We start from the raw sequence: 22189 nt of genomic DNA on the forward strand, positions 1-22189 counted from the left end.
ACCGCCTGCCGGGCTTCGCGCCCGCGGCACAACCGGAAACGGGAGAGTGCAGATGACCTGGGAAACCCCGGCGTTCGTCGAGATCAAGATGGACGCGGAGATCTCCAGCTATCAGGGCGAGTTCGGCGAGGACGACCGCGCCGAGTGATCCCGACGGCGGCCGCGGGCTCACCTGCGGCCGCCGCCTTCGCCGATGCTGATCCGCATCCTGGGCGCGGGGGCCGGTGGCGGCTTCCCACAGTGGAACTGTGGCTGCCCGAACTGCGACGGGCTGCGCCGCGGCACGATCCGTGCGAAGCCGCGCAGCCAGGTGACGGTCGCGCTCTCGGGCGACGCCGATCGCTGGGTGCTGCTGAACTGCGGCCCCGAGATCCGCGCCCAGATCGAGGCCTTCCCCGCGCTCTGGCCGCGCGCGCCGCGCCATTCGCCGATCGCGGCGATCGTGCTGACCTGCGGCGATCTCGACCACACCCTCGGCCTGCTCTCCCTGCGCGAGAGCCATCCGCTGACGGTGCTGGCGACCGAAACGGTGCGCGCCGGCTTCGTCGACGGCAATGCGCTCTACCGCACGCTCGAGCGCTTCCCCGGGCAGGTGACCTGGCGCCGGTTCGTTCCCGGGCTGGAGGCGCCGCTCGACGACCCCGACCCCGCGCGCGCCTCACTGTTTGCCACCCCCGTGCCGGTGCCGGGCAAGCCGCCGGTGCATCTCGAAGGCCGCGAACCCCAAAGCGAGGAGCAGGCGATTGGGCTGATCGTCCGCGACCGGTCCGGCCGTCGCCTCGCTGCTTTCCCCGGCGCCGGCGGCATCACGCCCGCGATGCGCGCGGTGATGGAGGGCGCCGACGCACTGCTGTTCGACGGCACGTTCTGGTCGGAGGACGAACTCGCGCGGCCGAAGCTGATGGACAAGCGCGCGGCCGACATGGCCCATCTGCCGATCGGCGGGCCGGAGGGTTCGCTCGCCCGGCTTGTGGACCTCGCCGTGACGCGCAAGCTGTTCGTGCACATCAACAACACCAACCCGATCCTGCGCGAGGACAGCGCGGAGCGGGCGAGGGTGGAGGCGGCCGGCTGGACGGTCGCCGAGGACGGGATGGAGATCGCCCTGTGAACGAACTGGCGCGCGCACCGTTGCCGAAGGACGCGTTCATCGACTGGCTGCGCCGCGAGGGCGCACGCCGCTACCACGACCATCATCCCGTGCACATCAGAATGCACGAGGGCACGCTCACCAAGGAGCAGCTCCAGGCCTGGGTCCTGAACCGCTTCTATTACCAGACGCGCATCCCCGTGAAGGACGCGATCATCGTCAGCCGCAGCGAGGAGGCTGGGTTCTCGCGCCAGTGGGTGCGCCGCATCCACGACCACATCGGCGAGACGGACGGCGACGGTGGCTTGGCGCTCTGGCTGCGCCTCGCCGAGGGCGTGGGCCTGGACCGCGACCGTGTCGCCACCTGCGCCGACGTGCTGCCGGGCGTGCGCTTCGCCTGCGATGCCTATGTGCAGCTCGTGCGCGAGCGCTCCTTCGTCGAGGCTGTCGCCTCCTCGCTCACCGAGTTCTTCGCCCCCGACCTGATGAGCCGGCGCATCGCCGCCTGGGAGAAGCACTACCCCTGGGTCAGCCCCGACATGCTCGCCTATTTCCGCTCGCGCGTGCCGCGCGCCCGCCGCGACAGCGAGGAGGCGATCGCCTACGTCGTCGCCCACGCCGACACCTATGCGATGCAGAAGAAATGCGTCCAGGCGCTGATCACCAAGACGCAGATCCTCTGGCACCTGCTCGACTGCGTCTGGCTCGCCCACTTCGCCGAGCCGCGCATGGCCCCGCCCGAATTCGCCGAGGCGCCGCCATGATCGCTCCCGAGAGCGTCGTCGCGCTCGCGCCCAAGGTGCGCCTGCGCGAGGACCGCATCAGCGGCAAGACCGTGCTGCTCGCGCCCGAACGCGGCCTCGAACTTAACGCCTCGGCCGTCGCGGTGCTGAGGGCGCTCGACGGCACGCGCACGGTGCGCGAGGTCGCCGCGTGCCTCGCCGCCACGCACAACGCACCGGCGGACCGGATCGAGACCGAGGCGATCGCGCTCCTCTCGGCGCTGGCCGACCGCGCGCTTGTCCGGGTCGCGCCATGACCGCGCCGCGCCCCTACACCCTGGTCGCCGAACTCACCTATCGCTGCCCGCTCCGCTGCGGCTACTGCTCCAACCCGATCGACTGGACGAAGCGTCACGACGCGCTCACGACCGAGGACTGGACCCGCGTGCTCACCGAGGCCGAAACGCTCGGCGTGATGCAGGTGACGCTCACCGGCGGTGAGCCGCTGCTGCGCGACGACCTCGCAGCGATCGTCGCGCGCGGACGGCGCCTCGACCTCTACCAGACGCTCATCACCTCTGGCCTGCCACTGACGCGCGACCGCCTCGCCGGCTTGCGCGACGCCGGGCTCGATGCCGTGCAGCTCTCCGTGCAGGACGCCAACGAGACGCGCTCCGACCGCATCGCCGGCACGCGCAGCTTCGCGCAGAAGCGCCAGGTCGCGTCCTGGGTGCGCGAACTGGGGCTGCCGCTGACGCTGAACGTCGTGCTCCACCGCGCCAACCTCGACCACGTGCCGGAGATCATCGCGCTGGCCGAATCCTGGGGCGCGGAACGGCTCGAACTCGCCAACACCCAGTATCTCGGCTGGGCGCTCGCCAATCGCGACTCGCTGCTGCCGACGCGCGAACAGATCGAGCGTGCCCGGATCGCCGCCGCCGAAGCGCGCGCCCGACTGAAGGGCCGCATTGAGGTGCTGTTCGTGCTGCCCGACTACTTCACCGGCAAGCCGAAGGCATGCATGGACGGCTGGGCACAGCGCTTCATCGTCGTCGGACCCGACGGCACGACACTGCCGTGTCACGCCGCGCATACCCTGCCGCTGGAATGGTGGAACGTGCGCGAGCACGCGCTCGGCGCAATCTGGCGCGACAACCCTGGCTTTAATGCGTATCGCGGCGAAGACTGGATGCCCGAACCGTGCCGCAGTTGCGACCGGCGCGCCGTGGACTTCGGCGGGTGCAGGTGCCAGGCGTTCGCGCTCACCGGCGATGCCGCGCGCACCGATCCCGCCTGTGTACTCGCGCCGGATCACGCGCTCGTCTCGGACGCCAAACCTGGTGAACCAAGAACCCAACACCGGCGAGGGGCTCCGCCCCCCGCGCCTCCCGCCAAGGGCCATTGGCCCTTGGAACCCGCTACACAGCGCGGCTGAGACGCGCCGACTCGCGACCCGCGATCGCGCCGAGTGCCACCGCGGTCAGCAGGCCGTTGCCGGAGAGATATCCCGCCGCGCGCGACCCCGAGAGCCCCGCCGCCGCACCGCCCGCCGCGAACAGATTCGGGAACACACCCCCGGACGCGCGCCTTACCCGTGCATCGTCGCGGATCGCCAACCCTCCCTGCGTGTGGAACAACGCGCCCGTGACGCGCACCGCGCAATAGGGCGGCACGAGCGGCGCCACCCCCGTCCAGTCGCGCCCGAACCGATCCGGCGCGCCACGCTCCGCCAGCGACGTCGCCAGCGCCGCCGCCGGCACCTTCATCGCCTCCGCCAGCGCCTCCACCGACCCGGCGCGCACCTCCGCCCCGGCCACCTCGGCCGCGCGGAAATCCTCGAACTGCCGCGCGATCCCCGCGATCCGCTCGTCGAACACGCCCCACGCGAACCCGCCAGGTTGCGCCAGCACACGCGCCGCCTGCTCGGAATACCCCTCCGACTCGTCGCTGAACCGTTCCCCCTGCGCATTCACCTGCACCCCGCCCTGCATCATCGCCGCCCAGGTGATCAGGATGCCGTGCGGATGCGCGACCGACCCATGCCCCTGATGCCCGGAGAGATGCGCGAGTTCCGCCCCCAGCGCCTCGCCCCACAGCACTGCCTCGCCGCGATTGCCGTCATGCCCGAACCACACCGCCTCGGCGAGCTCCGGAATATGCCGCCGCACCAGCGCACGGTTCCCCCCATAGCCGTTGCACGCCAGCACCAGCGCACGACAGCCGATCCGCTCCTCGCTGCCGTCCGGCCGGACCACGCCGATACCGCGCACCGTGCCGTCATCATCGATGAACAGCGTGCGCGCCACCGCCTCGGTCAGCACCGCGACACCCGCGCGCTCCACCGCCGCGCGCAGACGGTCGATCAGCTCCGCGCCGGAACGGCTCGCGAGCCCGTGCATCCGATGCGCCGAATGCCCGGGATAGAGGAAGTCCGTCACCACCGAGAACGAAAGCCCATGCGCATCCGCGAGCCATTCGAGCGTGCTCGCGATGCCGCGCGTCACCGCATCGAGCACCGCCTCGTCCACCTCGCCCTTCGCCTTGCGCCGGATATCGGCCGCGAAACGCTCGGCGTCGTCCTTGATCCCAGCGTCGCGCTGCCAGCGCGTACCGCCGGCGGGAATCAGCCCGGCCGAGAGCGCGGTCGAACCGCGCGGCACCGCGTCGCGCTCCACCACCACCGGCTCCGCGCCGGCCGCGGCCGCGGCCAGCGCCGCCACGATGCCCGCAGCACCACCGCCGATGATCAGCACCTCGGCCACGGCGCCGAAGGTGACCCCGTCCGCCGGCGCGACGGCGGCTTCGCTCATCCGAGCGCGTCCAGCGCCTCGGCGATCGTCGCGATGCGCGCCACCGGACGCAGCGCCTCCACCGCCACCTCGTGCGTGCGCGGATCGAACGCCGCACAGCCGTCAGTAAGCAGCGTACAGGGGAAGTCGCGCACTGCCGCGTCGCGCAGCGTCGAGGCCACACCGCCATTCGTCACGATCCCGGCCACCAGCAGCCGCTCGATGCCGGCCTTCCGCAACACCCACTCCAGCCGGCTCATGTAGAACGCGCTGTAGGCGACCTTCTCCACCGTCAGGTCCGCCGGCGCGAGTTCCTCCACCAGCGCCTGGCCCCAGGATCCGGGCGCGAAATCGCCCGCGCGCAGGAAGGGCCGGATCGCCCTCAGATGCGGCGAGATGAACGGCTCGCCACCCTTGCCAGGCACGAGCGTGAACAGCGTCGCGACCACCCAGCCGCCGCGGTCGCGCAGCCGCTGCGCGAGCGGTGCGAGCCGCGCCGGCAGTGCCGCGATCTCGGGCGCGGACTGACCGCCGCGCGCATAGGCGCCATTCGGGTGGATGAAGTCGTTCTGCAGGTCGCAGAGCAGCAGCGCGGTCGTCACGGGGTCGGTCATGCGCGTATGATCACCAGGTTGCCGAGACGATCGACCCGCGCGGTCAGCCCGGGATCGACCACGATCGTCGCATCCGCCTGTTCGAGGATCGCGGGACCGGCGATCTCCGCGCCCGCCGGCAGGTCGAGCCGCGACCAAACGGTTGCCTCGTGCGCAATGCCGTCGAACCACACGCGGCGTGACCCCCGCTCGGCCGCTGCGCGCGTGGCCGTCCCGGGCGGCGCGAGTGCAGCGAGATCGAGCCGCGGGCGCATGCCGATCGCGATCGTGCGGACATTGGCGATGCGGATCGGGATCTCCGGCAGCAGGCGCGAGAAGGCGGTGGTGTAGGCGGCCTCGAACGACGAGCGGATGGCATCCGCGTCCACGCCGGCCGTGCCGCCCGCGAGCCGGAATGGCAACGGCACGGCGACGGTATGTGTCTGCCCAACGTAGTGCATGTCGGCCTCGAACCGCACCTCAACGCCCTCGATCGGCAGCCCGCCGCGCTCGATCACGCCGCGCGCCTCCTCGCCGGCGGCGACCAGCCGCGCATCCAGCGCCGCGGCGTCGAGGCCCGCGAGCAGCAGGTTCACCGTCTGCACCTGATCGTGGCGTAGATCGGCCAGCACGCAGCCAAGCGCCGAGGTCACGCCCGGGAAGCGCGGCACCACCGTCGCCTTCAGCCCGACCTCGCGCATCAAGGCACCCGCGTGCAGCGCGCCGCCGCCGCCGAACGGCATCAGCGCGAAGCGCGTCGGATCGTGGCCGCGCTCGATCGACAGCAGCCGGATCGCGCCCGCCATCTTCGCGTTCGCGACGCGCACGATCGCATCCGCCGCCGCCAGCGCGTCGAGCCCGAGCTTGGCGCCGATCTGCCGTGCGATCGCGTCCGTCGCCGCCTCGATATCGAGACGCGCAAGCGCGCCGCCGATTGGGCGCTCGGCATTGATGCGCCCGAGCACCACGTTCGCATCCGTCAGCGTCGGGCGGTCGTTGCCAGCGCCGTAGCAGACCGGCCCGGGCACCGAGCCGGCACTTTCGGGGCCCACCTGCAGCAGGCCCCCGGCATCGACCTGCGCGATCGAGCCGCCGCCCGCGCCGATCGTCGTGATCTCCACCATCGGCGTGCGGATGACGAGGCCGAAATCGATCGCCGCCTGCGGCGCGAAGGCCGGCTGGCCGTTCGCCACCAGCGAGACGTCGAAGCTCGTGCCGCCGAGATCGCCGGTGATCACGTCCGGAAAGCCTGCCGCGCGCGCGATCGCCGCGGCCGCGATCACACCGGCCGCCGGGCCGGATAGCGCCGTGCGCACCGGCAGGCTGCGCGCCATCACGGTGTTCATCACGCCGCCGTTCGACTGCACGATGTGGAACTTGCCGGCGAACCCGCCCTGGTCGAGCGCGGCTTCGAGCCGGCCGAGATACGCACCCACCACCGGCTGCAGATAAGCGTTCAGCGCCGTCGTGCTGGTGCGCTCGAACTCGCGGATCTCGGGCAGGATGTCGGCAGAGCAGCAGAGATGCCCCTCCGGCCAGAGCGTGCGCAGCGCCGCCATCGCCGCGCGCTCGTTCGCCGGGTTGGCGTAGGCGTTGATGAAGGCGACCGCGATCGCCTCCACGCCGCACGCGCGCAAGGCCCGTCCCGCCTCCGCCACCTGCGCCGGATCGACCGGCAGCAGTATCGTGCCGTCGGCGCGCGTGCGCTCGTCCACCTCGACCCTGAGGTCGCGATCCACCACCGGCTCGAAATCGCCCCAGAGGCCCCAGGTGCGGCGGCGGTCGCGGCGTCGCATCTCCAGCACATCGCGGAAGCCGCGCGTCGCGATCAGCCCGATGCGGGCACCCTTGCGCTCGAGCAGAGCATTGGTGCCGACCGTCGTGCCGTGCACCACCGCGGCGAGCCCGGCCACACCGCCGACCGCGTTCAGCCCGTCGAGGAACCCGGCCGCCTCGTCGCCGCGCCGCGATGGTACCTTACTAGTACGGAACGTGCCGCTCTCCGGATCGAGCGTGAACAGGTCGGTGAAGGTACCGCCGACATCCACCCCGACGATCGCGCTCATGCCACGCCGCCCTTGCGCAGCGCCTCGGTCGCCGCCGTCTCGACAGTGCCATCAGCGTTCACCACGACGGCGTAGTCGCGCCGCGCGGCCTCGGTCGTGACGTATCCGAGCCGCACGTCGCGCGCCACGCGGGCGGGATCGCGCGCGCACGCCTCGCCCCAGCCGCCGCCGCCCGGCGTCTCCAGCCGCACCCGCGCGCCGTCCTGCAGCCGCACACCGAACACCTTCGAAACCATCGGCGGCTGCTCCCAGCCGGACTCCGTCTCGTAGCTGAACCGGTTGGGTGCCGCGTCGCCGCCGCCGTTCACACCGAAGGGCGGGAAGCGGCCGCGCTCACCCAGCAGGAACGCCTCCGCGCCGCGCGGATCATCGACCGCGATTTCGTAGATCGCACCCAAGCCGCCGCGATGCAGCCCCGGCCCGCCGCTGTCGGGGCGCAGCGCCCATTGCGTGAAGCGCACAGGGTACGCGGCCTCCAGGATCTCGAGCGGCGGAATGGTCGCGGTGCTGATCGGGTTGTTGCCATGGTTCAGCCCATCGGTCTCCGGGTTGCCGCCGAGGCCGCCGCCGAAAAAGCAGAACATCACCCAGCGCGCCGCCGCCTCGCGCCAGCCGCTGATCGAGAGCGCGTTGATGGTCGCGAACGGCCCCGCGGTGGCGCGTTCGGGCGCGGCCTGGCCGAAGGCGCGGAACACCGTGTCGATCACGCGCAGGATCGTTTCGGTGTAGCCAGCCACCGGCTTCGGCGCGTTCGCCGCCAGGATCGACCCCTCCGGGACGACAAAGCGGATCGGCGCGAGGCAGCCGCCATTCGCCGGCACCTCCGGGAACAGGTGCTTCAGCGCTACGTAGCAGCAGGCGATCGTGGTCGCGCGGCTGATGTTCAGCGGCCCGGCGCAGGCGGGCGCAGAGCCGGTGAAGTCGAGCGTCATCGCATCGCCGTTGATCGTCATGGCGAGGCGGATCGGCAGTGGCGCATCGACGATGCCGTCGTTGTCGAGGAAGTCCTCCGCCGCGTAGGTGCCGTCCGGCAGGCGGGCGAGCTCGCTCCGCATCAGCGCCTCGGCGCGTGCGGTCAGCGCGGCGAGCGCCTCCGCCACTACATCCTCACCGGTCTCGTCGAGCAACGCGGTGAGCCGCCGCTCGCCGAGATCGAGCGCGTTGATCTGCCCGTTCAGGTCGCCCCAGTTCGACAGCGGCACGCGCGTGTTCGCCTGCAGGATCGCCACGATCGCCGGATCGACCACGCCGTCGCGCATCAGCCGCACGGGCGGGATGCGCACGCCTTCCTGGTGCGAGTCGGTGGCGCGCGGGTTGTAGCCGCCCGGCACGTTGCCGCCGATGTCGAGCCAGTGCCCGACCGAGGCGATCCAGCAGAACAGACGCCCCTGACGGAACACCGGGCGCACCAGGCGGAAGTCGTTCAGATGCGTCCCACCGTCATACGGATCGTTGAAGATCCAGGTCTCGCCCGGACGCGCGCCGCCCTCCTTCGCCACCGCCGCGATCACCGCCCGCACCGCGAAGGCGGTCGCGCCGACGAAGATCGGCAGCCCGGCATTGCCCTGCACCAGCGTCTCGCCCGTCTCGGCGTGGTAGAGACCGTGCGAGAGGTCGCGCGCCTCGGCGATGATCGGGTTGAAGGCCGAGCGCGCCAGCGTCGCGTCCATCTCGTCGGCGATCTGTTCGAGCCGACCCTTCAGTACCGCGAGGGTGACGGGGTCGAGGCTCATGCGTCGTACTTCTTGCCAAGCGCCAGCATCTCGGGCGTGCCGATGAGGTCGTTCAGCCCGGCGAGGTCGAGCATGCGGTCGCGGAACGGCTCGGTGGTGCGCGCGCTTGCGAGCGAGGCGTAGTAGTCGCGCGCGGTGCGGGCGAGCGCACGCACGATGCCGCCGGGGAAGATGACGATGCGGAAGCCGATCGCCTCCAGCTCCGGCGCTGACAGCACCGGCGTCCTGCCGCCCTCGACCATGTTGGCGAGCAGCGGCCGCGTGCCCCCGAGCGCAGCGGTGACGCGGGCAAGATCCTCGCGCGTGCGCGGCGCCTCGACGAACAGCGCATCCGCGCCGGCCTCGGCATAGGCATGAGCGCGCTGCACCGCCGCCTCCAGCCCCTCGATCGCCACCGCATCGGTGCGCGCGAGGATCAGCGTCGCGGCACTGCGGCGCGCGTCCACGGCGGCGCGGATCTTGCCCACCATCTCGGCCATCGGGATCACGCCCTTGCCGTCGAGATGGCCGCAGCGCTTGGGGAAGGTCTGGTCCTCGAGCTGGATCATCGCCGCACCGGCACGTTCGAAGGCGCGCACCGTGCGCTGCACGTTCAGCGCATTGCCGTAGCCCGTGTCGGCATCGACGATCAGCGGGGTGGGCACACGGTCGGCGATGCGCGCGACATGATCCGCGACCTCGGTCATCGATACGAGGCCGATATCTGGCCGGCCGAGCCGCGTGTACGCGATCGCCGCACCGGAGACGTAGAGCGCCTCGAATCCGGCATCCGCCGCGATCGCAGCCGTGAGCGCGTCGTACACGCCGGGGGCGAGCACGATGCGCGACTCTGAGAGGCGCGCTCTCAGTCCCATCGTCATCCTTCCAGACTCGCGACGAATGCGCGAACATCCGGCGCCGTGTCGATCGTCTCGACCGCCTGGCGAATTGCCGCCGCGCCGTCCGCGCCCCAGGCGGGGGCAGCGAGTACGCTGAACTTGGCGACAACCTCCTGCGGCGGGTAGGGCGTCTCGGTGTCGCCGCGATTGGTCGTCACCTCGCGCTGCACGCGCTGTCCGTCGCGCAGGGCGAGCGTGACGCGCGCCGGGCGCAGTCCGGGCAGGGCGGCGGTATGCGCGGGGTCCTCGCGCACGGTCACGCGCGCGGCGAGGGCCCGCGTCACCGCGTCCACGCGCGCCGGCTCACGGAACGACGCGACGCCGGTGCTGCCGGTGACGATCAGCGTCGCCAGCGCGAAGGGCAGCGAGAACTTCGCCGCCAGCATGTTGCGCGGGGACGGATCGTCGAGCTGCGCGGCCCAGACATAGGTGTCCACCTCCAGCGCGGCGACGTCGCCGGGCGCGACCGGCCCCGTCTCGGCCAGGATCGCGCCGAGCGCATCCAGCGCGCCGTGGGTGTAGCGGCAGGCGGCATGGCGCTTGAAGTAGTTGCGCGCGATCTCCCAGCGCGACCCGAGCTCGCGCGTCATCTCGTCCGGCCGGAAGTCGTCGGCCGACACGGTGCCGAACACGGTCGCGACCCCGTCAGGCTCGCCGACAAAACCCGAGTCGACCAGCTCGACGGCGACGAGGCCGAGCTGGTTCGACGCCCCGGCATAGGTGTTCCGCACCGTCCCACCCTGGAGCATGGTGCGCCGGCTGGTCGCGAGCCCGAGGGTGGAGGCGACGTTGATCGTCTCGCGCATCGTTCCGGCATCCGCGCCCGCGAGTGCTGCGGCGGCCACCGCGGCGCCGACCGTGCCCCAGGTGCCGTGCGGGTGCATGGTCACGCGCAGCGTGGAGGCGATGCCGATGCGCGCGCCGATCTCGTAGCCGAGGGCGAGCGCGCGGATCAGCGCGCGCCCCGAGGCGCCGCGCCGGTCGGCCTCGGCGAGGGCGGCCGGCACGACATGGATCGCGGGATGGCCGCGGCAGTACTGGTTGCCCTCGTCGAGCTCCAGCATCGTGCCGGCGGTGCCGTTCAGGAACGCCGCGACAGGCAGCGCAAGCCGCGCGCGTCCGCCGATCACCGCCGTCGTCATCCCGCCCGTCCCGTGCAGGTCGGCCATGCGGCGCGTCAGCGCCACCATCTCCGGCTCCTGCGCGCCGGCGGCGATCGCGCCGATCGTGTCGAGCAGCACCAGCCGCGCATGCGCGACCACCGCGGCGGGGATGTCCTCGAAGCGCAGCCCGGCGGCGAAGCGCGACCATTCGACGAGCCAGGCGTCGTCGACCGTGAGTTGGCTGGCGCGGATCACATTCATCGCGTGCTAGAGCCCGAGATAGGCCCTCTCCAGATCGGGGTTGCGCGCAAGCTCGGCGGCCGCGCCCTGCATCACCACCGCACCGTTCTCCAGCACATAGGCGCGCGCGGCAAGGGCGAGCGACTGCACGACGTTCTGCTCCACCAACATCACCGCGAGCCCCTCGGCGGCGATGCGGGCGATCAGCGCGAACAGCTCCTCGACCAGCAGCGGCGAGAGGCCGAGCGAGGGTTCGTCCAGGATCAGCAGCCGCGGCTCGGCCATCAGTCCGCGCCCGATCGCCAGCATCTGCTGCTCGCCGCCCGAGAGCGTGCCGGCGAGTTGGGATATGCGTTCGCGGAGACGCGGGAAGATCGTGAAGACGCGGTCGAGATTGGCCGCGCGGCTGGCGCGCGCGCGCGCATAGGCGCCGAGCTCCAGGTTCTCGCGCACGGTCAGGTTGGGGAAGATCCGCCGCCCCTCGGGCACGTGGATCAGGCCCGCGCGCACGATGGCCGGCGGCGCCGCACGCTCGATCCGCGCACCCTCGAAGGTGATCGTGCCGGCGCTCGCGCGCACCAGGCCCGAGATCGCGTTGTTCAGCGTGGTCTTGCCGACGCCGTTCGCGCCCAGCACCGCGACTATCTCGCCGGCCGCGACCTCGAGCGTCACACCGCGCAGCACCGGCACCCCGCCATAGCCGGCGACCACGGTCTCGACGCGCAGCATCGGCTCAGCCAACGCCCTGCGTCCGCAGCATGCGCTCGGCCGCACCGTGGCCGAGATACGCCTCGACCACCCTTGGATCGCGCGCGACCTCGGCCGGCGTGCCCTCGGCGATCAGGCGTCCTTGCGCGATCACGTGCACGCGGTCGCAGAGGTTCATCACCGCCTGCATCACGTGCTCGACGATCAGGATGGTGATGCCGTCGTCGCGGATGCGGCGGATCACCGGGATCATGTCGCGGATCTCGGACGGGTTGAGACCGGCGAGCACCTCGTCGAGCAGCAGCAGCGTCGGTGCGGTCGCGAGCGCGCGGGCGAGTTCCAGCCGCTTGCGTCCCGCCACCGTCAGCGCGCGGGCCTGCTGGTCGAGCATCCGCGCGAGCCCGACACGCTCGGCCACCGCGCCGGCGGCGGCGAGCGCCTCATCGCGCGCGGCATGGCGCAGATAGGCGCCGACAGCGATGTTCTCGCGCACGGACAGTCCGGCGAAGGGCTGCACCACCTGGAAGGTGCGCGCGATCCCGCGTTCCGCGCGCGCATGCACGGGCACGTCGGTGATGTCCTCGCCGCGATAGCGCACACGGCCCGCGGTCGGGGCGAGGAAGCCGGAGATCACCGCGAACAGCGTGGTCTTGCCCGCGCCGTTCGGGCCGATCAGCCCGGTGATCGCGCCAACGGGCACGGCCATGGAAGCATCGTCCACCGCGGTCAGCCCGCCGAACCGCATGGTCACGCGCTCGACCTCCAGGAGCGGGCTCATGCCCGCTCGCCCGCGTCCTGGTTCGCCGGCGCCGCGCCGGCCGCGAGCCGGGCGAGGATGGCGCGGCGAGTCGGGTCGGCAAGCGTGGCCAAGGTGGCGTCGAGCCGGTCGGCGGACATTCGATACCCAAACAGTTGTGCAGCTGCATGGCAATGGTGAGCGAGCGTCGCGCGTCACGGCGTTCCCCGGATTGGTCCTGGCCAATCGTAACAATTCCGCGCTAGCCTCGGCGCGAACGTTGGAGGAAGGCGATGGGAGACGTCCGATACGTCAAGGGCTGCTGCCCGCTCGATTGCCAGGACACCTGCGCCTGGGTTGCCGAGGTCGCGGACGGGCGCGTGGTCGCGGTGCGCGGCGCGAAGGACCATCCGTTCACCCGGGGCGTGCTCTGCGCCAAGGTGAACGACTACGAGGCCCGCGCCTACGCGCCCGACCGGCTGCTGCATCCGTTGCGCCGAGCGGGTCCCAAAGGCGAAGGGCGGTTCGAGCGCATTTCCTGGGATGCTGCCCTCGACCTGATCGCTGAACGCTTCGGTCTGATCATCGCCCGCTACGGCGCCGAGGCGCTGCTGCCGCACAACTACCTGGGCACGATGGGCGTCGTGCAGCGCCGCGCGCTCTTGCGGATCTTCCACGCGCTCGGCACGAGCCGCATGCATGGCCACATCTGCTCGGTCGCCGCGATCGCCTCGGCCGGCGCGGGCTGGCCGCTCGGCTTCGACCCCGAGGACATGGCGGAGAGCCGGCTGGTTCTGCTCTGGGGTCTCAATGCGCTGTCCACCTGCCACCACCACTGGCACTTCATCCAGGAGGCGAAGGCGCGCCACGGCGCGCGCGTGATCGCGCTCGATCCGATGTGCACCCGCACCGCGCGCCAGTGCGACGAGCACATCCAGCTTCGCCCCGGCTCGGACGCGGTGCTGGCGGCGGCGATGGCGCGCGTGATGCTGGAGGAGGGACTCGCCGATCTCGACTTCGCGCGCGCGGCCGCCGCCGATCTCGATGCGCTGCCGGAGCGGGTGGCGCCGTGGACGCCCGAGCGCGCAGCCGCGGTCTGCGGCATCGACGCGGCGACGATCCTCCGCCTCGCGCGCGACTTCGCCGCGGCGCGCCCGGCGGTGATCCGCGCCGGCGTCGGGCCGCAGCAGAGCCTCGCCGGCGACGCCTTCGTGCGCGGCATCGGCACGCTCGCGGTGCTGGCGGGACACTGGCGCCAGCGCGGCGGTGGCGTGCTGATCATCGCCACGCCGACGCTCGACAGCGCACGCGTCGACCGCGCCGACCTGATCCCCGCCGGGACCACTCCGCGCAGCCTCGACATGGCGCATCTCGGCGAGCAGCTCACGGCGCTCGATCCGCCGATCAGGGGGCTGATGATCTGGGGCACCAACCCGGCCGTGGTCCAGCCCGATGCGGGGCGCGTGCGCGCAGGGCTTGCGCGCCAGGATCTGTTCACGGTGGTGCTGGAGCATTTCCTGACCGACACCGCGCGCCATGCCGACCTCGTGCTGCCCTCGACGACGCAGCTCGAGCATTTCGATCTGCTCGGCGCCTGGGGCCACCACTACGTGACGATCAACCTGCCGGCGATCGCGCCGCTCGGCGAGGCGAAGCCGCATGCCGAGGTGATGCGCCTGCTGGCTCCGCGTCTCGGGCTCGACCATCCGGCGTTCCGGGAGACCGACGAGGAGATCGCCGCGACCGCGCTGCCGCCCGGGCTCGATCTCGCGACGCTCAAGCGCGCGGGCTGGGCGAAGACCGGCAAGCCGCCGCCACGGCTCGACGACGGGCGGCTGCGTCTCGCGGGAGAGATTCCGGTGCCGGAGGAGCCACGCGACGGGGCGCTGCGCCTGCTCACGCCGAAGGCGCATTTCTTCCTGAACTCGTCCTTCGCCAACATGCCGCGCCAGCGCCATGGCGAAGCCCGGCCGACGCTGCACATGGCGCCATCGGACGCGGTCGCACGCGGACTCCCGGACGGGGCGCGAGTGGTGCTGCGCAACGAGCGCGGCGCGATCCCGGCGACGCTGCGCGTCAGCGACACGATGCTGCCCGGCGTGGTCGCGCTGCCCGGCAAATGGTGGAGCACGGAGGGCGAGGAGGGCGCGGTCGCGAACCTGCTGTCGCCGTCGGCCTGGTCGCCCGGCGGGCAGCCAGCCTACAACGACACCTTCGTTGCGGTGTCCGCCAGCTAGGGCGTGACCGGATCAAGTTGGTGCGTATCCGGTACGGCGAGTATTGGTGGCGCATTCGGTGGAGTTGAATTGATCGAGCGATGAGCCGATGCGGTTCCAGACCGATGGTCGGCCTTGCGCAACAGGGTCCGGCACTGGTGGCGTTCCAACGTGCGCGCTCGCGCAGCGCGGCGCGCAGTCCCCGCAGGGTGAAATGCGCTGCCGCCGCGATCCGCGCCAGCGGCCGGGCCACCGCCCGGCACCACTGCCCGCCCGGCCACAGGGCCAACCGCACGGTGACGCAAGTGCAGCGAACAGGGACGCATCATCGGCCGACCACCTCCCATCCAGCCAGAAGCTGGAATCACCCTCCCAGCCAAAACCGACTCCCCAGGGTCAGTCAGCGACCGGCATTCACAAACTCAGGCGACGAGGTCCCGGAACGGCGCCACGCTCGCGCTTTCGGGAAACACCGCGCCATCGAGCGCGGCGCGCGGCACGCCGAGATGCCCCGCCAGCAGCGCCTTCGCGACCGCGCGCAGGTCGGTGGTCGGGCGGAGGTCACGCCGCTCGAACAGCGCGTCCTCGCTGAGGCCCGGCCAGTCGCCGAGCACGCGCCCGCCGGCGATCCGACCGCCCAGCGCGAAGGCGACGCCGCCGGTGCCATGGTCGGTGCCGAGCGTGCCGTTCACCCGCGCGGTGCGGCCGAACTCGGTCATCACCAGCACCGCGGTCTCGCGCCACGCAGCGCCGAGCCCCTGACGCAGCGCGGCGATCCCGCCGTCCAGCGTGCTCAGCGCCGCAGCCAGACGCTGCGGCTGGAAGGCGTGGGTGTCGAAGCCGCCGGTTTCGAGCGCGGCCACGCGTGGCCCGTCGGGTGCCGCAAGCAGCCGTCCGGCGGCTTCGGCGAGGGCGACGAAGGCGGCACGTTCCCCCGGCAGGTTCGCCATCGGCCCGTGATCCGATCCCATCGCGCCGGCGGCGAAGCGTCGTCCGGCCTGCCCCTCGCGCACCACCGGCCCAAGCAGGGGGTCGCGCGCGTAGAGCGCGGCGAGCCGGTCCATGGTCTCGCGCGAGACCTCGGGCTGGCGCGCCGTGGCGTAGCTCGTGACCGCGGCCGGTCCCTTCAGCACCAGCGGCACGGTCTGGCCGGTGGCAAGCGCATGGCGCGACCGTCCCCGGACCGGACCCAGATCGGCGGGCCACAGCGTGGCGACGGCCCGGTTCAGCCAGCCATCGGCGAGCCGCTGCTCGGCGCCCGATTCCATCGCATCCTGGGCATCGAAATGGCTGCGCGAACGGTAGGGTCCGGCGACCGCGTGTACGATCGCCGCCTCGCCGTGGCGGTAGAGCGCATGCACCGCGGCGAGCGCCGGATGCAGCCCGAACCGTCCGCCGAGATCGAGCAGCCCGTCCTCGCTGCCCGGCTCGGCGAGCGCGATCCCCTGGCGGAGCACCGCATGGGCCGGATCGGCGTAGGGCACCACGGCGCCGAGCCCGTCCAGCCCACCGCGCAAGATCACGACGACGAAACGGCGCTCGCCAGGAGCATCGCCGAACGCAGCGCGATGGCCGAAGGCGGCCAGCGCGCCGAGACCGAGCAGCACGCCGCGACGGGTGAAGCGCATGGTCACCTCCTCTGGAAGCCGGGCGCCGCCAGCACCAGCAGCACGCCCTCGCGCACGGTCGGCGCGCCGACCACGGCCCGCATGGTCGCGGCATCGGCGAGCGGGCCGAGCGTCTCGTCCAGCAGCAGGCGCGGGTCGGGCGGTGTCGCGAGCCGGGCCGCGACGACGCCCGCCCAGTCGATCCGGCGCAGGATCGCCTCGGGCGCCGCCCAGGCCTCGGCGACGTCCGGCCAGCCGTCAGGCGCGGGGGCGGCGAACAGAGACTGGCCGAGCGCGGCATGCGCGTCCACACGCGCGCGCGGCGGCAGTGGAGCGCCGGTCGCGCGCAGCACCGCGATGACGTACTCGGTCGGGGTGCGCAGCTTGCCGAGCGGGATGGCCCAGGGCTCGGGGCGCGCGATCAGGGTGCGCATCGCCGCGCCGAGATGGCCGTCGGTCTCGGCGAGGCGGCGCGCCACCGCCGCGACCGCCGGTTCCGGCGGCTGATCGGCGACGAAATGGCGCACCAGCTTGGTCGCGAGGAACCGGTAGGTCGCGGGGTGGCGCGCGAGCATGGTCAGCGCCTCGATGCCGGCCAGCTCGCCCTCGGCGAACACCCGCCCGAGCAGGGTCTTGGGTCCGGGCTCGTGCGTGCGCGGCCGGAACACGAAGGGGGCGGGGTCGGGCGTGCCGGTACCCCAGCCGGTGAGGATCGCGGCGAGGGCGGTCACGTCCGCCTGGCTGTAGCCTCCCGCCGGCGAGAGCGTGTGCAGCTCCAGGATCTCGCGCGCGAGGTTCTCGTTCAGCCCCCGCTGGCGCCGCTGCCCGGAAGGCGAGTTCGGTCCGATCGAGGCCGCGTTGTCGAGATAGCGCAGCATCGCCGGATGGCGGATCGCTGCGAGCAGCAGGTCGCGGAACGGCCCCAGCACATGCGGGCGTACCGCGCGCAGGTGGTGGTCGGCGACCATCGCGGCGGTGTTGCCGCCACGCCGGCTGACCGTCAGGTGGTTCGACCAGAACAGCGCGAGATGCTCGACCAGGGGCGCCTCGGTCGTGCACCAATGCCCGGTCAGCGCGGTCATCGCGGCGCGGTAGGACATCTCGATCGGGTTCGGTGTGCCGGGCGGGCGGCGATTGCGCTGCGCGTCGAGGGTGATCTGGAGCGCAGCGGCCGCATCGGGCACGGCCGCGTCGAGCGCGGCAGGCGGGGCCGGCACGGACTCGAGCTGCGCGGCAAGCCAGCCGCGAGGATCGGCGCCGAGTGCTGCGAGTTCGGCCGGCGCGGGGCCGAGTCCGAAGCGGATCGCGGCGATCGCGGCGTCGCGGCGGGACATGGCGGCAGCGTACCGCGCCGCTTCGGGCAGGACGATGGCAGCGGCATGACGAAGCGTTACGGCACGCTCAACTCCGTCGCACCGGCTTCAGCCGTCGTGCGGCGGGCGGCACGGGGCCGCCTCCGGCGCGTGGCCGCCCCATCAGCCTCGCGCGGGCTCCTCCCCACAACGGTCGAGCCGTGCTGGTCCGGGCATCAATGCCAGGTGCCGGTCGGCCACACGACCTCGTTGTTGAGGTAGTACTCGTCGCGTGGAAAGAGGTCGGTGTTCACCTCGCCGCCGAGCCGCGGCGTGTCAGGGGTCCAGACCACAGGCGGGTCGGCGAACATCTGAGCGAACTCGGCCGGATTCACCTGCGCCCGTGCGGCCCAGGCGCGGAATGCCGGGCTGTCGAGCCGCGCCAGCACCGCCTCACGGTCCCACGGGATAGCCGATTTCGATCCCACCAGCACCGAGAGCGGACGCAGCAGCACCGCGTGCGGGAACACCGAGACGAAGCTCTCGACCACCCGCCTGGTCGGCGCCCACTGCACGAACAGCCCGTCGGGCTTGAGGTGGTCGCGCACCAGGCGCAGGAACTCGACCGAGTAGAGCATGCCGCTGTGCGAGGTCTGCGGCAGGATCGCGTCCGCCTCGACCACGTCCCAGCGCCGGTTGGAGACGAAGATCTCGCGCCGTCCGTCGCCCACCGCCAGCTCGAAGCGCGGATCGCGCGCGAGCCAGGCCGGCGCGCTGTCCGGGTAGAGCGCCGCGTAGTCGCGGATCACCCGATAGACCGGCTGGATCAGCTCGATCGCGCGCACGTTGCGCGTCTCGGGGTTCCAGCCCGCCGCATAGGGCGTGCCGCCGGAGCCCACGCCGACCACCATCACCTCGCGCGGCGCGGGGTGGATGGCGGGGCCGAGCGCGCCGAGCAGCACGTGATGCGGCCAGAACGGCACGCGGCTCTGGGTGTGGCCGGTGATGAACATCGGCCCTGCACCGTCCTTCAGCCGCAGCACCGCCACGCCCGAGCGGTCCTCGGCGACCAGGGCGCGCTGGCCGTCCTCGACCGCATGGATGCGCGCCCACCACGCGGTGTTGCCGGGAAACACGGCGATCGCGGCGAGCATCGCGGCAGCGAGGGCGAAGGCCGGGGTATCGCGTCGCCCCTCGCGGGCGAGCCGCCAGAGCCACCAGGCGAGCATCGCCAGCGCGAGCCCGAGCAGCGCCGCCGCCGTGCCCGAGGTGCCGAGCAGGTGCAGCAGCACGAGGCCGCAGACCAGGCTGCCGGCGGCATTGCCGATGATGTTGCCGAGCTGGACGATGCCGACCCGGAACCCGACGGAGGCCATGTCGCGCTGCACCGCCCGCTGCACCACCGGGAAGCTCATGCCGAGCAGGAAGGCCGGCGCGCCGATCAGCACCACCGAGAGCAGCGCGAGCCAGCCAAGCGCGGGCAGGGTGGTGCGGAACGAGTCCATCCCCATCACGGCGGCGAAGGGCGGCCAGGGATAGAGCAGCCAGAGGGCGAGCAGTGTGGCGGCGGCAGACAGCCCGGCCCAGGCCTGAAGCAGGATGAAGGCGCGGCGCACATCGGCGATCCGCTGCACCCAGCGCGCGCCATAGAGCATCCCGGCGGCATCCGCGACCAGGAACACGCCGAGGATCAGCGGAAAGGCATAGGCCGAACCCTGCCCGGCGATGCCGAGCACGCGCACCCAGAGGATCTCCAGGGCGACGATCAGGAAGCCCGAGAGGAACACCAGCAGCGTCCAGGCCGGCAGGCCGAGCGCGCCCCTCTGCGCCGCCGGCACATCGGCCCGGACCGCGGCGGCGGGCGCCGGAGTGTCGGGCAGGCGCGAACGCACCGCGAGCGCGGCCGCGCCGGCCAGCAGGTTCAGCACCGCGCCAAGTTGGAGCGAGGCCTCGAAGCCGATCGCGCCGACGATCAGGAACCCGCCGATGAGTGTGCCGGCGGCAGCGCCGAGGGTGTTCACGCCGTACAGCAGGCCGATCCGGCTCGCCGCGGTCTCGATCCGCGCCACCACCGCCTTGGCCAGCACCGGCAGCGACAGCCCCATCAGGAAGGTCGGCACCAGCAGGCCGGCGAAGCAGATGCCGAACACCTCCCACCGTCCGGTGAGCAGCGGGCCGAGCCGCTCCACCACCAGGTCGTAGAGGAACGGGCGCGAGAGCAGCGCGAAGCCGGCGATTCCGGCCTCGATCAGCGCGAAGGCGAGTGCCGCGCGGCGCGGCGCCATGCGGTCCGCGACCAGCCCGGCCACCAGTGAGCCGAGCCCGAGCCCAAGCAGGAACGCGCCCACCACCAGCGCGGCCGTGACCGCGTCGGAGCCCGCGAACAGCCCCAGCATGCGCTGCCAGATCACCTGGTAGAGCAGGGCGGCGAAACCGGAGGCGAAGAACGCCCCGCCCATGACCCAGACCACCACGCGCTCGTCCGCCCGCGCGCGCACGACGCTCCCCGGCACCCCGTGCATGACCTCCCCCTTGGCCCCCTCCCGGCCGACGTGTGATCCTGGAGGCTTCATGACGGCACACCGTGTCGGAATCACGGCACCGTGAGGACCGCAGGAGTCGTCGCCGGCCATGCCTGACCCTCTCCGCCTCGCCGTCGTCGGCGCGGGGCATTTCGGCCGCTACCACGTGCTCAAGGCCGCCGCCGAGCCACGCGTCACCCTCGTCGGGGTGATGGACCACGACCCGGACAAGGCCGTGCGCGTGGCCGCGGAAGGCGGGGCGCGCGGCCTGCCCGATCTCGACGCCGCGCTCGCCGAGGCCGAGGCGGTGGTGGTGGCGGCGAGCACGCGGGCACATCACGCGCTCGGCCTGCGCGTGCTCGAGGCGGGGCGGCATCTGTTCATGGAGAAGCCGCTCGCGACGACGCTCGCCGAGGCCGATGAGCTGATCGCGCTTGCCGCCGCGCGGGGCGTGGTGCTCCAGGTCGGACACCTCGAACGGTACTCGGTCGCGCGTTCGGCCCTGGCACGCCATGTGTCCCAGCCGCTGGCGATGGAATTCGCCCGCCTCGCCCCGTTCCGTCCGCGCGGCACGGATGTCTCGGTCGTGCTCGACCTGATGATCCACGACATCGACCTTGCGCTGACGCTTGCCGGCGGGCCGGTTGAGCGCGTCGAGGCGGTGGGACGGGCGGTTCTGTCGGACGAGCTCGACTTCGCCCATGCGCGGGTGCGCTTCGCCGGCGGCGCGGTCGCGAGCTTCACCGCAAGCCGCGTCAGTCCGGCGGTGGAGCGCATCGCGCGACTGTTCGACGCCGGCGGGTCACTCGCGGTTGATTTCGTCGGCCGCCACCTTGCCCGGTTCGGGCGCGACGGCAGGACCGAGGAGTCCTGGCAGGACACCGATCCGCTGGCGGCGCAGCTCGCATCGTTCGTCGCGGCGGTGCGGGGTGAGGCGCCGGTCGTGGTGGACGGGGTTGCGGGCCGCGCGGCGCTCGCGGTGGCGCTGGCGGTTGAGGCCGCCTGCCTCAGCGGTCCGTCAGCCTGAGCTCGATCCGCCGGTTGCGCGCATAGGCCTCGACCGTATCGGCCGGATCGAGCGGCTGGAACTCGCCGAACCCGGTCGCAGCGAGGCGGTTCTCCGGCACGCCGAGCAGCGACAGCAGGCGCACCACGTTGATCGCGCGCGCCGCCGACAGCTCCCAGTTCGACGCGAAGCGCCCGCCGGGAGCCAGCGGCGTGCGGTCGGCGTGGCCATCGACCCGCAGGATCCACGGCACGTCCGAGGGGATGTCAGTTGCGACCTCGCGGATCACCCCGGCAAGCTGGCGCAACTGCTCCATGCCCTCGGGTTGAAGATCGGCCGAACCGGGCGGGAACAGCACTTCCGACTGGAACACGAAGCGGTCGCCGACCACCTGGATGCCCGGCCGGTTGCCCAGCACCTCGCGCAGCCTTCCGAAGAACTCGCTGCGGTAGCGCTGCAGTTCCTCGACCCGGCTCGCCAGCGCCAGGTTCAGCCGCTGGCCGAGATTGGCGATCTGCGCGTCCTTGTCGCGACCCTCCGCCTCGGCGATCTCCAGCGCCTGGCTGATCCGGCCGATCTGCGCGCGCAGCTCCTCGATCTGGCGGTTGAGCAGCGCCACCTGCGCACGCGCAGTCTCGCCGAGCCGGCGCTCGTCGGCGAGGATCGCCTCGACGGTGCGTCGGCGTTCCTCCTCGGTAGCGGCGCGCGCGGCCGCATCCGCGGCCTGCTCCTCAAGCCGGTCGCGCAGCGCGGTCAGCGTCTCGATCTGTTGCGTCAGGCGGACGATCTCGGAGAGCCGGAGCTCGATCGTCTCCCGATCCGTCTCCACCTGCCGGTCGAGTGCGGCGACCTGCTCGCGCATGAGCGCGAGCATTTCGCGTTCGGCCT

At 72.3% G+C, this 22189-nt stretch carries 19 protein-coding genes; 6 read left to right on the forward strand and 13 right to left on the reverse strand.

What is annotated here, in order from left to right; genetic code table 11:
• The first annotated feature begins 193 nt into the window (after window positions 1–193).
• From pqqB to pqqE, 4 genes are read left to right on the forward strand one after another with little or no spacing between them, the layout of a single operon-like run.
• The gene (gene pqqB, locus ACTIFU_RS06090) at window positions 194–1111 is read left to right on the forward strand and encodes a pyrroloquinoline quinone biosynthesis protein PqqB (RefSeq protein ID WP_439577399.1); all 918 of its coding nucleotides are present in this window, start codon (window positions 194–196) and stop codon (window positions 1109–1111) included.
• Complete coding sequence (gene pqqC / locus ACTIFU_RS06095; protein WP_439577400.1) at window positions 1108–1854, forward strand: pyrroloquinoline-quinone synthase PqqC; 747 nt, start codon at window positions 1108–1110, stop codon at window positions 1852–1854. Before pqqB ends, pqqC begins: the two co-directional genes overlap by 4 nt.
• Window positions 1851–2129, forward strand: a complete 279-nt coding sequence (gene pqqD, locus ACTIFU_RS06100; protein WP_439577401.1) for a pyrroloquinoline quinone biosynthesis peptide chaperone PqqD — start codon at window positions 1851–1853, stop codon at window positions 2127–2129. The genes pqqC and pqqD overlap by 4 nt, the downstream gene beginning before the upstream one ends.
• Window positions 2126–3247 carry a pyrroloquinoline quinone biosynthesis protein PqqE gene (pqqE, locus tag ACTIFU_RS06105; RefSeq protein WP_439577402.1) on the forward strand — a complete coding sequence of 374 codons (1122 nt, stop codon included), beginning with the start codon at window positions 2126–2128 and terminating at the stop codon, window positions 3245–3247. The genes pqqD and pqqE overlap by 4 nt, the downstream gene beginning before the upstream one ends.
• On the opposite strand, the gene ACTIFU_RS06110 is transcribed toward pqqE, so the two are convergent.
• The 9 genes from ACTIFU_RS06110 to ACTIFU_RS06150 are packed head-to-tail and all read right to left on the reverse strand — an operon-like array spanning window position 3231 to window position 12819.
• Window positions 3231–4622, reverse strand: a complete 1392-nt coding sequence (locus ACTIFU_RS06110; RefSeq protein ID WP_439577403.1) for an FAD-dependent oxidoreductase — start codon at window positions 4620–4622, stop codon at window positions 3231–3233. The two genes, pqqE and ACTIFU_RS06110, sit on opposite strands and share 17 nt — an antisense overlap.
• Window positions 4619–5215, reverse strand: a complete 597-nt coding sequence (locus tag ACTIFU_RS06115) for a cysteine hydrolase family protein (protein WP_439577404.1) — start codon at window positions 5213–5215, stop codon at window positions 4619–4621. The genes ACTIFU_RS06110 and ACTIFU_RS06115 overlap by 4 nt, the downstream gene beginning before the upstream one ends.
• Complete coding sequence (locus tag ACTIFU_RS06120; RefSeq protein WP_439577405.1) at window positions 5212–7260, reverse strand: hydantoinase/oxoprolinase family protein; 2049 nt, start codon at window positions 7258–7260, stop codon at window positions 5212–5214. Before ACTIFU_RS06120 ends, ACTIFU_RS06115 begins: the two co-directional genes overlap by 4 nt.
• Complete coding sequence (locus ACTIFU_RS06125) at window positions 7257–8993, reverse strand: hydantoinase B/oxoprolinase family protein (RefSeq protein ID WP_439577406.1); 1737 nt, start codon at window positions 8991–8993, stop codon at window positions 7257–7259. The genes ACTIFU_RS06120 and ACTIFU_RS06125 overlap by 4 nt, the downstream gene beginning before the upstream one ends.
• Entirely contained in the window at window positions 8990–9847 is an 858-nt protein-coding gene (locus ACTIFU_RS06130; RefSeq protein ID WP_439577407.1) for an isocitrate lyase/PEP mutase family protein, read from the reverse strand. The genes ACTIFU_RS06125 and ACTIFU_RS06130 overlap by 4 nt, the downstream gene beginning before the upstream one ends.
• A gap of 2 nt (window positions 9848–9849) precedes the next feature.
• Window positions 9850–11235 carry an MmgE/PrpD family protein gene (locus ACTIFU_RS06135; protein WP_439577408.1) on the reverse strand — a complete coding sequence of 462 codons (1386 nt, stop codon included), beginning with the start codon at window positions 11233–11235 and terminating at the stop codon, window positions 9850–9852.
• A gap of 6 nt (window positions 11236–11241) precedes the next feature.
• Window positions 11242–11943 carry an ABC transporter ATP-binding protein gene (locus ACTIFU_RS06140; protein WP_439577418.1) on the reverse strand — a complete coding sequence of 234 codons (702 nt, stop codon included), beginning with the start codon at window positions 11941–11943 and terminating at the stop codon, window positions 11242–11244.
• Between the two features lie 4 nt (window positions 11944–11947).
• Entirely contained in the window at window positions 11948–12700 is a 753-nt protein-coding gene (locus ACTIFU_RS06145) for an ABC transporter ATP-binding protein (protein ID WP_439577409.1), read from the reverse strand.
• The gene (locus ACTIFU_RS06150) at window positions 12697–12819 is read right to left on the reverse strand and encodes a hypothetical protein (RefSeq protein ID WP_439577410.1); all 123 of its coding nucleotides are present in this window, start codon (window positions 12817–12819) and stop codon (window positions 12697–12699) included. The genes ACTIFU_RS06145 and ACTIFU_RS06150 overlap by 4 nt, the downstream gene beginning before the upstream one ends.
• Before the next feature lie 132 nt (window positions 12820–12951).
• Here ACTIFU_RS06150 and ACTIFU_RS06155 point away from each other — a divergent pair, with 132 nt between their 5' ends.
• On the forward strand, window positions 12952–14895 hold the full coding sequence (locus ACTIFU_RS06155; RefSeq protein ID WP_439577411.1) for a molybdopterin-containing oxidoreductase family protein: 1944 nt from the start codon (window positions 12952–12954) through the stop codon (window positions 14893–14895).
• A gap of 401 nt (window positions 14896–15296) precedes the next feature.
• On the opposite strand, the gene ACTIFU_RS06160 is transcribed toward ACTIFU_RS06155, so the two are convergent.
• The 3 genes from ACTIFU_RS06160 to ACTIFU_RS06170 all read right to left on the reverse strand — a co-directional run bounded on the left by ACTIFU_RS06160 (window position 15297) and on the right by ACTIFU_RS06170 (window position 20295).
• Window positions 15297–16502: a DUF1501 domain-containing protein gene (locus ACTIFU_RS06160; RefSeq protein ID WP_439577412.1), complete on the reverse strand. Its 1206-nt coding sequence runs from the start codon at window positions 16500–16502 to the stop codon at window positions 15297–15299.
• Between the two features lie 2 nt (window positions 16503–16504).
• A complete protein-coding gene (locus ACTIFU_RS06165) occupies window positions 16505–17815 on the reverse strand; it encodes a DUF1800 domain-containing protein (RefSeq protein ID WP_439577413.1) in 1311 nt (436 codons plus the stop codon).
• Between the two features lie 194 nt (window positions 17816–18009).
• Complete coding sequence (locus tag ACTIFU_RS06170) at window positions 18010–20295, reverse strand: fused MFS/spermidine synthase (protein WP_439577414.1); 2286 nt, start codon at window positions 20293–20295, stop codon at window positions 18010–18012.
• A gap of 109 nt (window positions 20296–20404) precedes the next feature.
• On the opposite strand from ACTIFU_RS06170, the gene ACTIFU_RS06175 reads away from it, so the two are divergent.
• Window positions 20405–21322 (forward strand): Gfo/Idh/MocA family protein, encoded by a 918-nt coding sequence (locus ACTIFU_RS06175; protein WP_439577415.1) that lies wholly within the window; start codon window positions 20405–20407, stop codon window positions 21320–21322.
• Here the strand turns inward: ACTIFU_RS06175 and ACTIFU_RS06180 are convergent.
• The coding region (locus ACTIFU_RS06180; RefSeq protein WP_439577416.1) for a peptidoglycan -binding protein at window positions 21303–22189 on the reverse strand (887 nt) is incomplete at its 5' end. The genes ACTIFU_RS06175 and ACTIFU_RS06180 overlap by 20 nt on opposite strands.

The organism is Elioraea sp. (assembly GCF_051860475.1).
Classification (GTDB): domain Bacteria; phylum Pseudomonadota; class Alphaproteobacteria; order Acetobacterales; family Acetobacteraceae; genus Elioraea.

Excerpts from the sequence above, each read along its gene's own strand:
- pqqB (WP_439577399.1), top strand. The coding sequence starts at position 194 with ATGCTGATCCGCATCCTGGGCGCGGGGGCCGGTGGCGGCTTCCCACAG.
- pqqD (WP_439577401.1), top strand. The coding sequence starts at position 1,851 with ATGATCGCTCCCGAGAGCGTCGTCGCGCTCGCGCCCAAGGTGCGCCTG.
- pqqE (WP_439577402.1), top strand. The coding sequence starts at position 2,126 with ATGACCGCGCCGCGCCCCTACACCCTGGTCGCCGAACTCACCTATCGC.
- ACTIFU_RS06110 (WP_439577403.1), bottom strand. The coding sequence starts at position 4,622 with ATGAGCGAAGCCGCCGTCGCGCCGGCGGACGGGGTCACCTTCGGCGCC.
- ACTIFU_RS06115 (WP_439577404.1), bottom strand. The coding sequence starts at position 5,215 with ATGACCGACCCCGTGACGACCGCGCTGCTGCTCTGCGACCTGCAGAAC.
- ACTIFU_RS06120 (WP_439577405.1), bottom strand. The coding sequence starts at position 7,260 with ATGAGCGCGATCGTCGGGGTGGATGTCGGCGGTACCTTCACCGACCTG.
- ACTIFU_RS06125 (WP_439577406.1), bottom strand. The coding sequence starts at position 8,993 with ATGAGCCTCGACCCCGTCACCCTCGCGGTACTGAAGGGTCGGCTCGAA.
- ACTIFU_RS06130 (WP_439577407.1), bottom strand. The coding sequence starts at position 9,847 with ATGGGACTGAGAGCGCGCCTCTCAGAGTCGCGCATCGTGCTCGCCCCC.
- ACTIFU_RS06135 (WP_439577408.1), bottom strand. The coding sequence starts at position 11,235 with ATGAATGTGATCCGCGCCAGCCAACTCACGGTCGACGACGCCTGGCTC.
- ACTIFU_RS06140 (WP_439577418.1), bottom strand. The coding sequence starts at position 11,943 with ATGCTGCGCGTCGAGACCGTGGTCGCCGGCTATGGCGGGGTGCCGGTG.
- ACTIFU_RS06145 (WP_439577409.1), bottom strand. The coding sequence starts at position 12,700 with ATGAGCCCGCTCCTGGAGGTCGAGCGCGTGACCATGCGGTTCGGCGGG.
- ACTIFU_RS06150 (WP_439577410.1), bottom strand. The coding sequence starts at position 12,819 with ATGTCCGCCGACCGGCTCGACGCCACCTTGGCCACGCTTGCCGACCCG.
- ACTIFU_RS06155 (WP_439577411.1), top strand. The coding sequence starts at position 12,952 with ATGGGAGACGTCCGATACGTCAAGGGCTGCTGCCCGCTCGATTGCCAG.
- ACTIFU_RS06160 (WP_439577412.1), bottom strand. The coding sequence starts at position 16,502 with ATGCGCTTCACCCGTCGCGGCGTGCTGCTCGGTCTCGGCGCGCTGGCC.
- ACTIFU_RS06165 (WP_439577413.1), bottom strand. The coding sequence starts at position 17,815 with ATGTCCCGCCGCGACGCCGCGATCGCCGCGATCCGCTTCGGACTCGGC.
- ACTIFU_RS06170 (WP_439577414.1), bottom strand. The coding sequence starts at position 20,295 with ATGCACGGGGTGCCGGGGAGCGTCGTGCGCGCGCGGGCGGACGAGCGC.
- ACTIFU_RS06175 (WP_439577415.1), top strand. The coding sequence starts at position 20,405 with ATGCCTGACCCTCTCCGCCTCGCCGTCGTCGGCGCGGGGCATTTCGGC.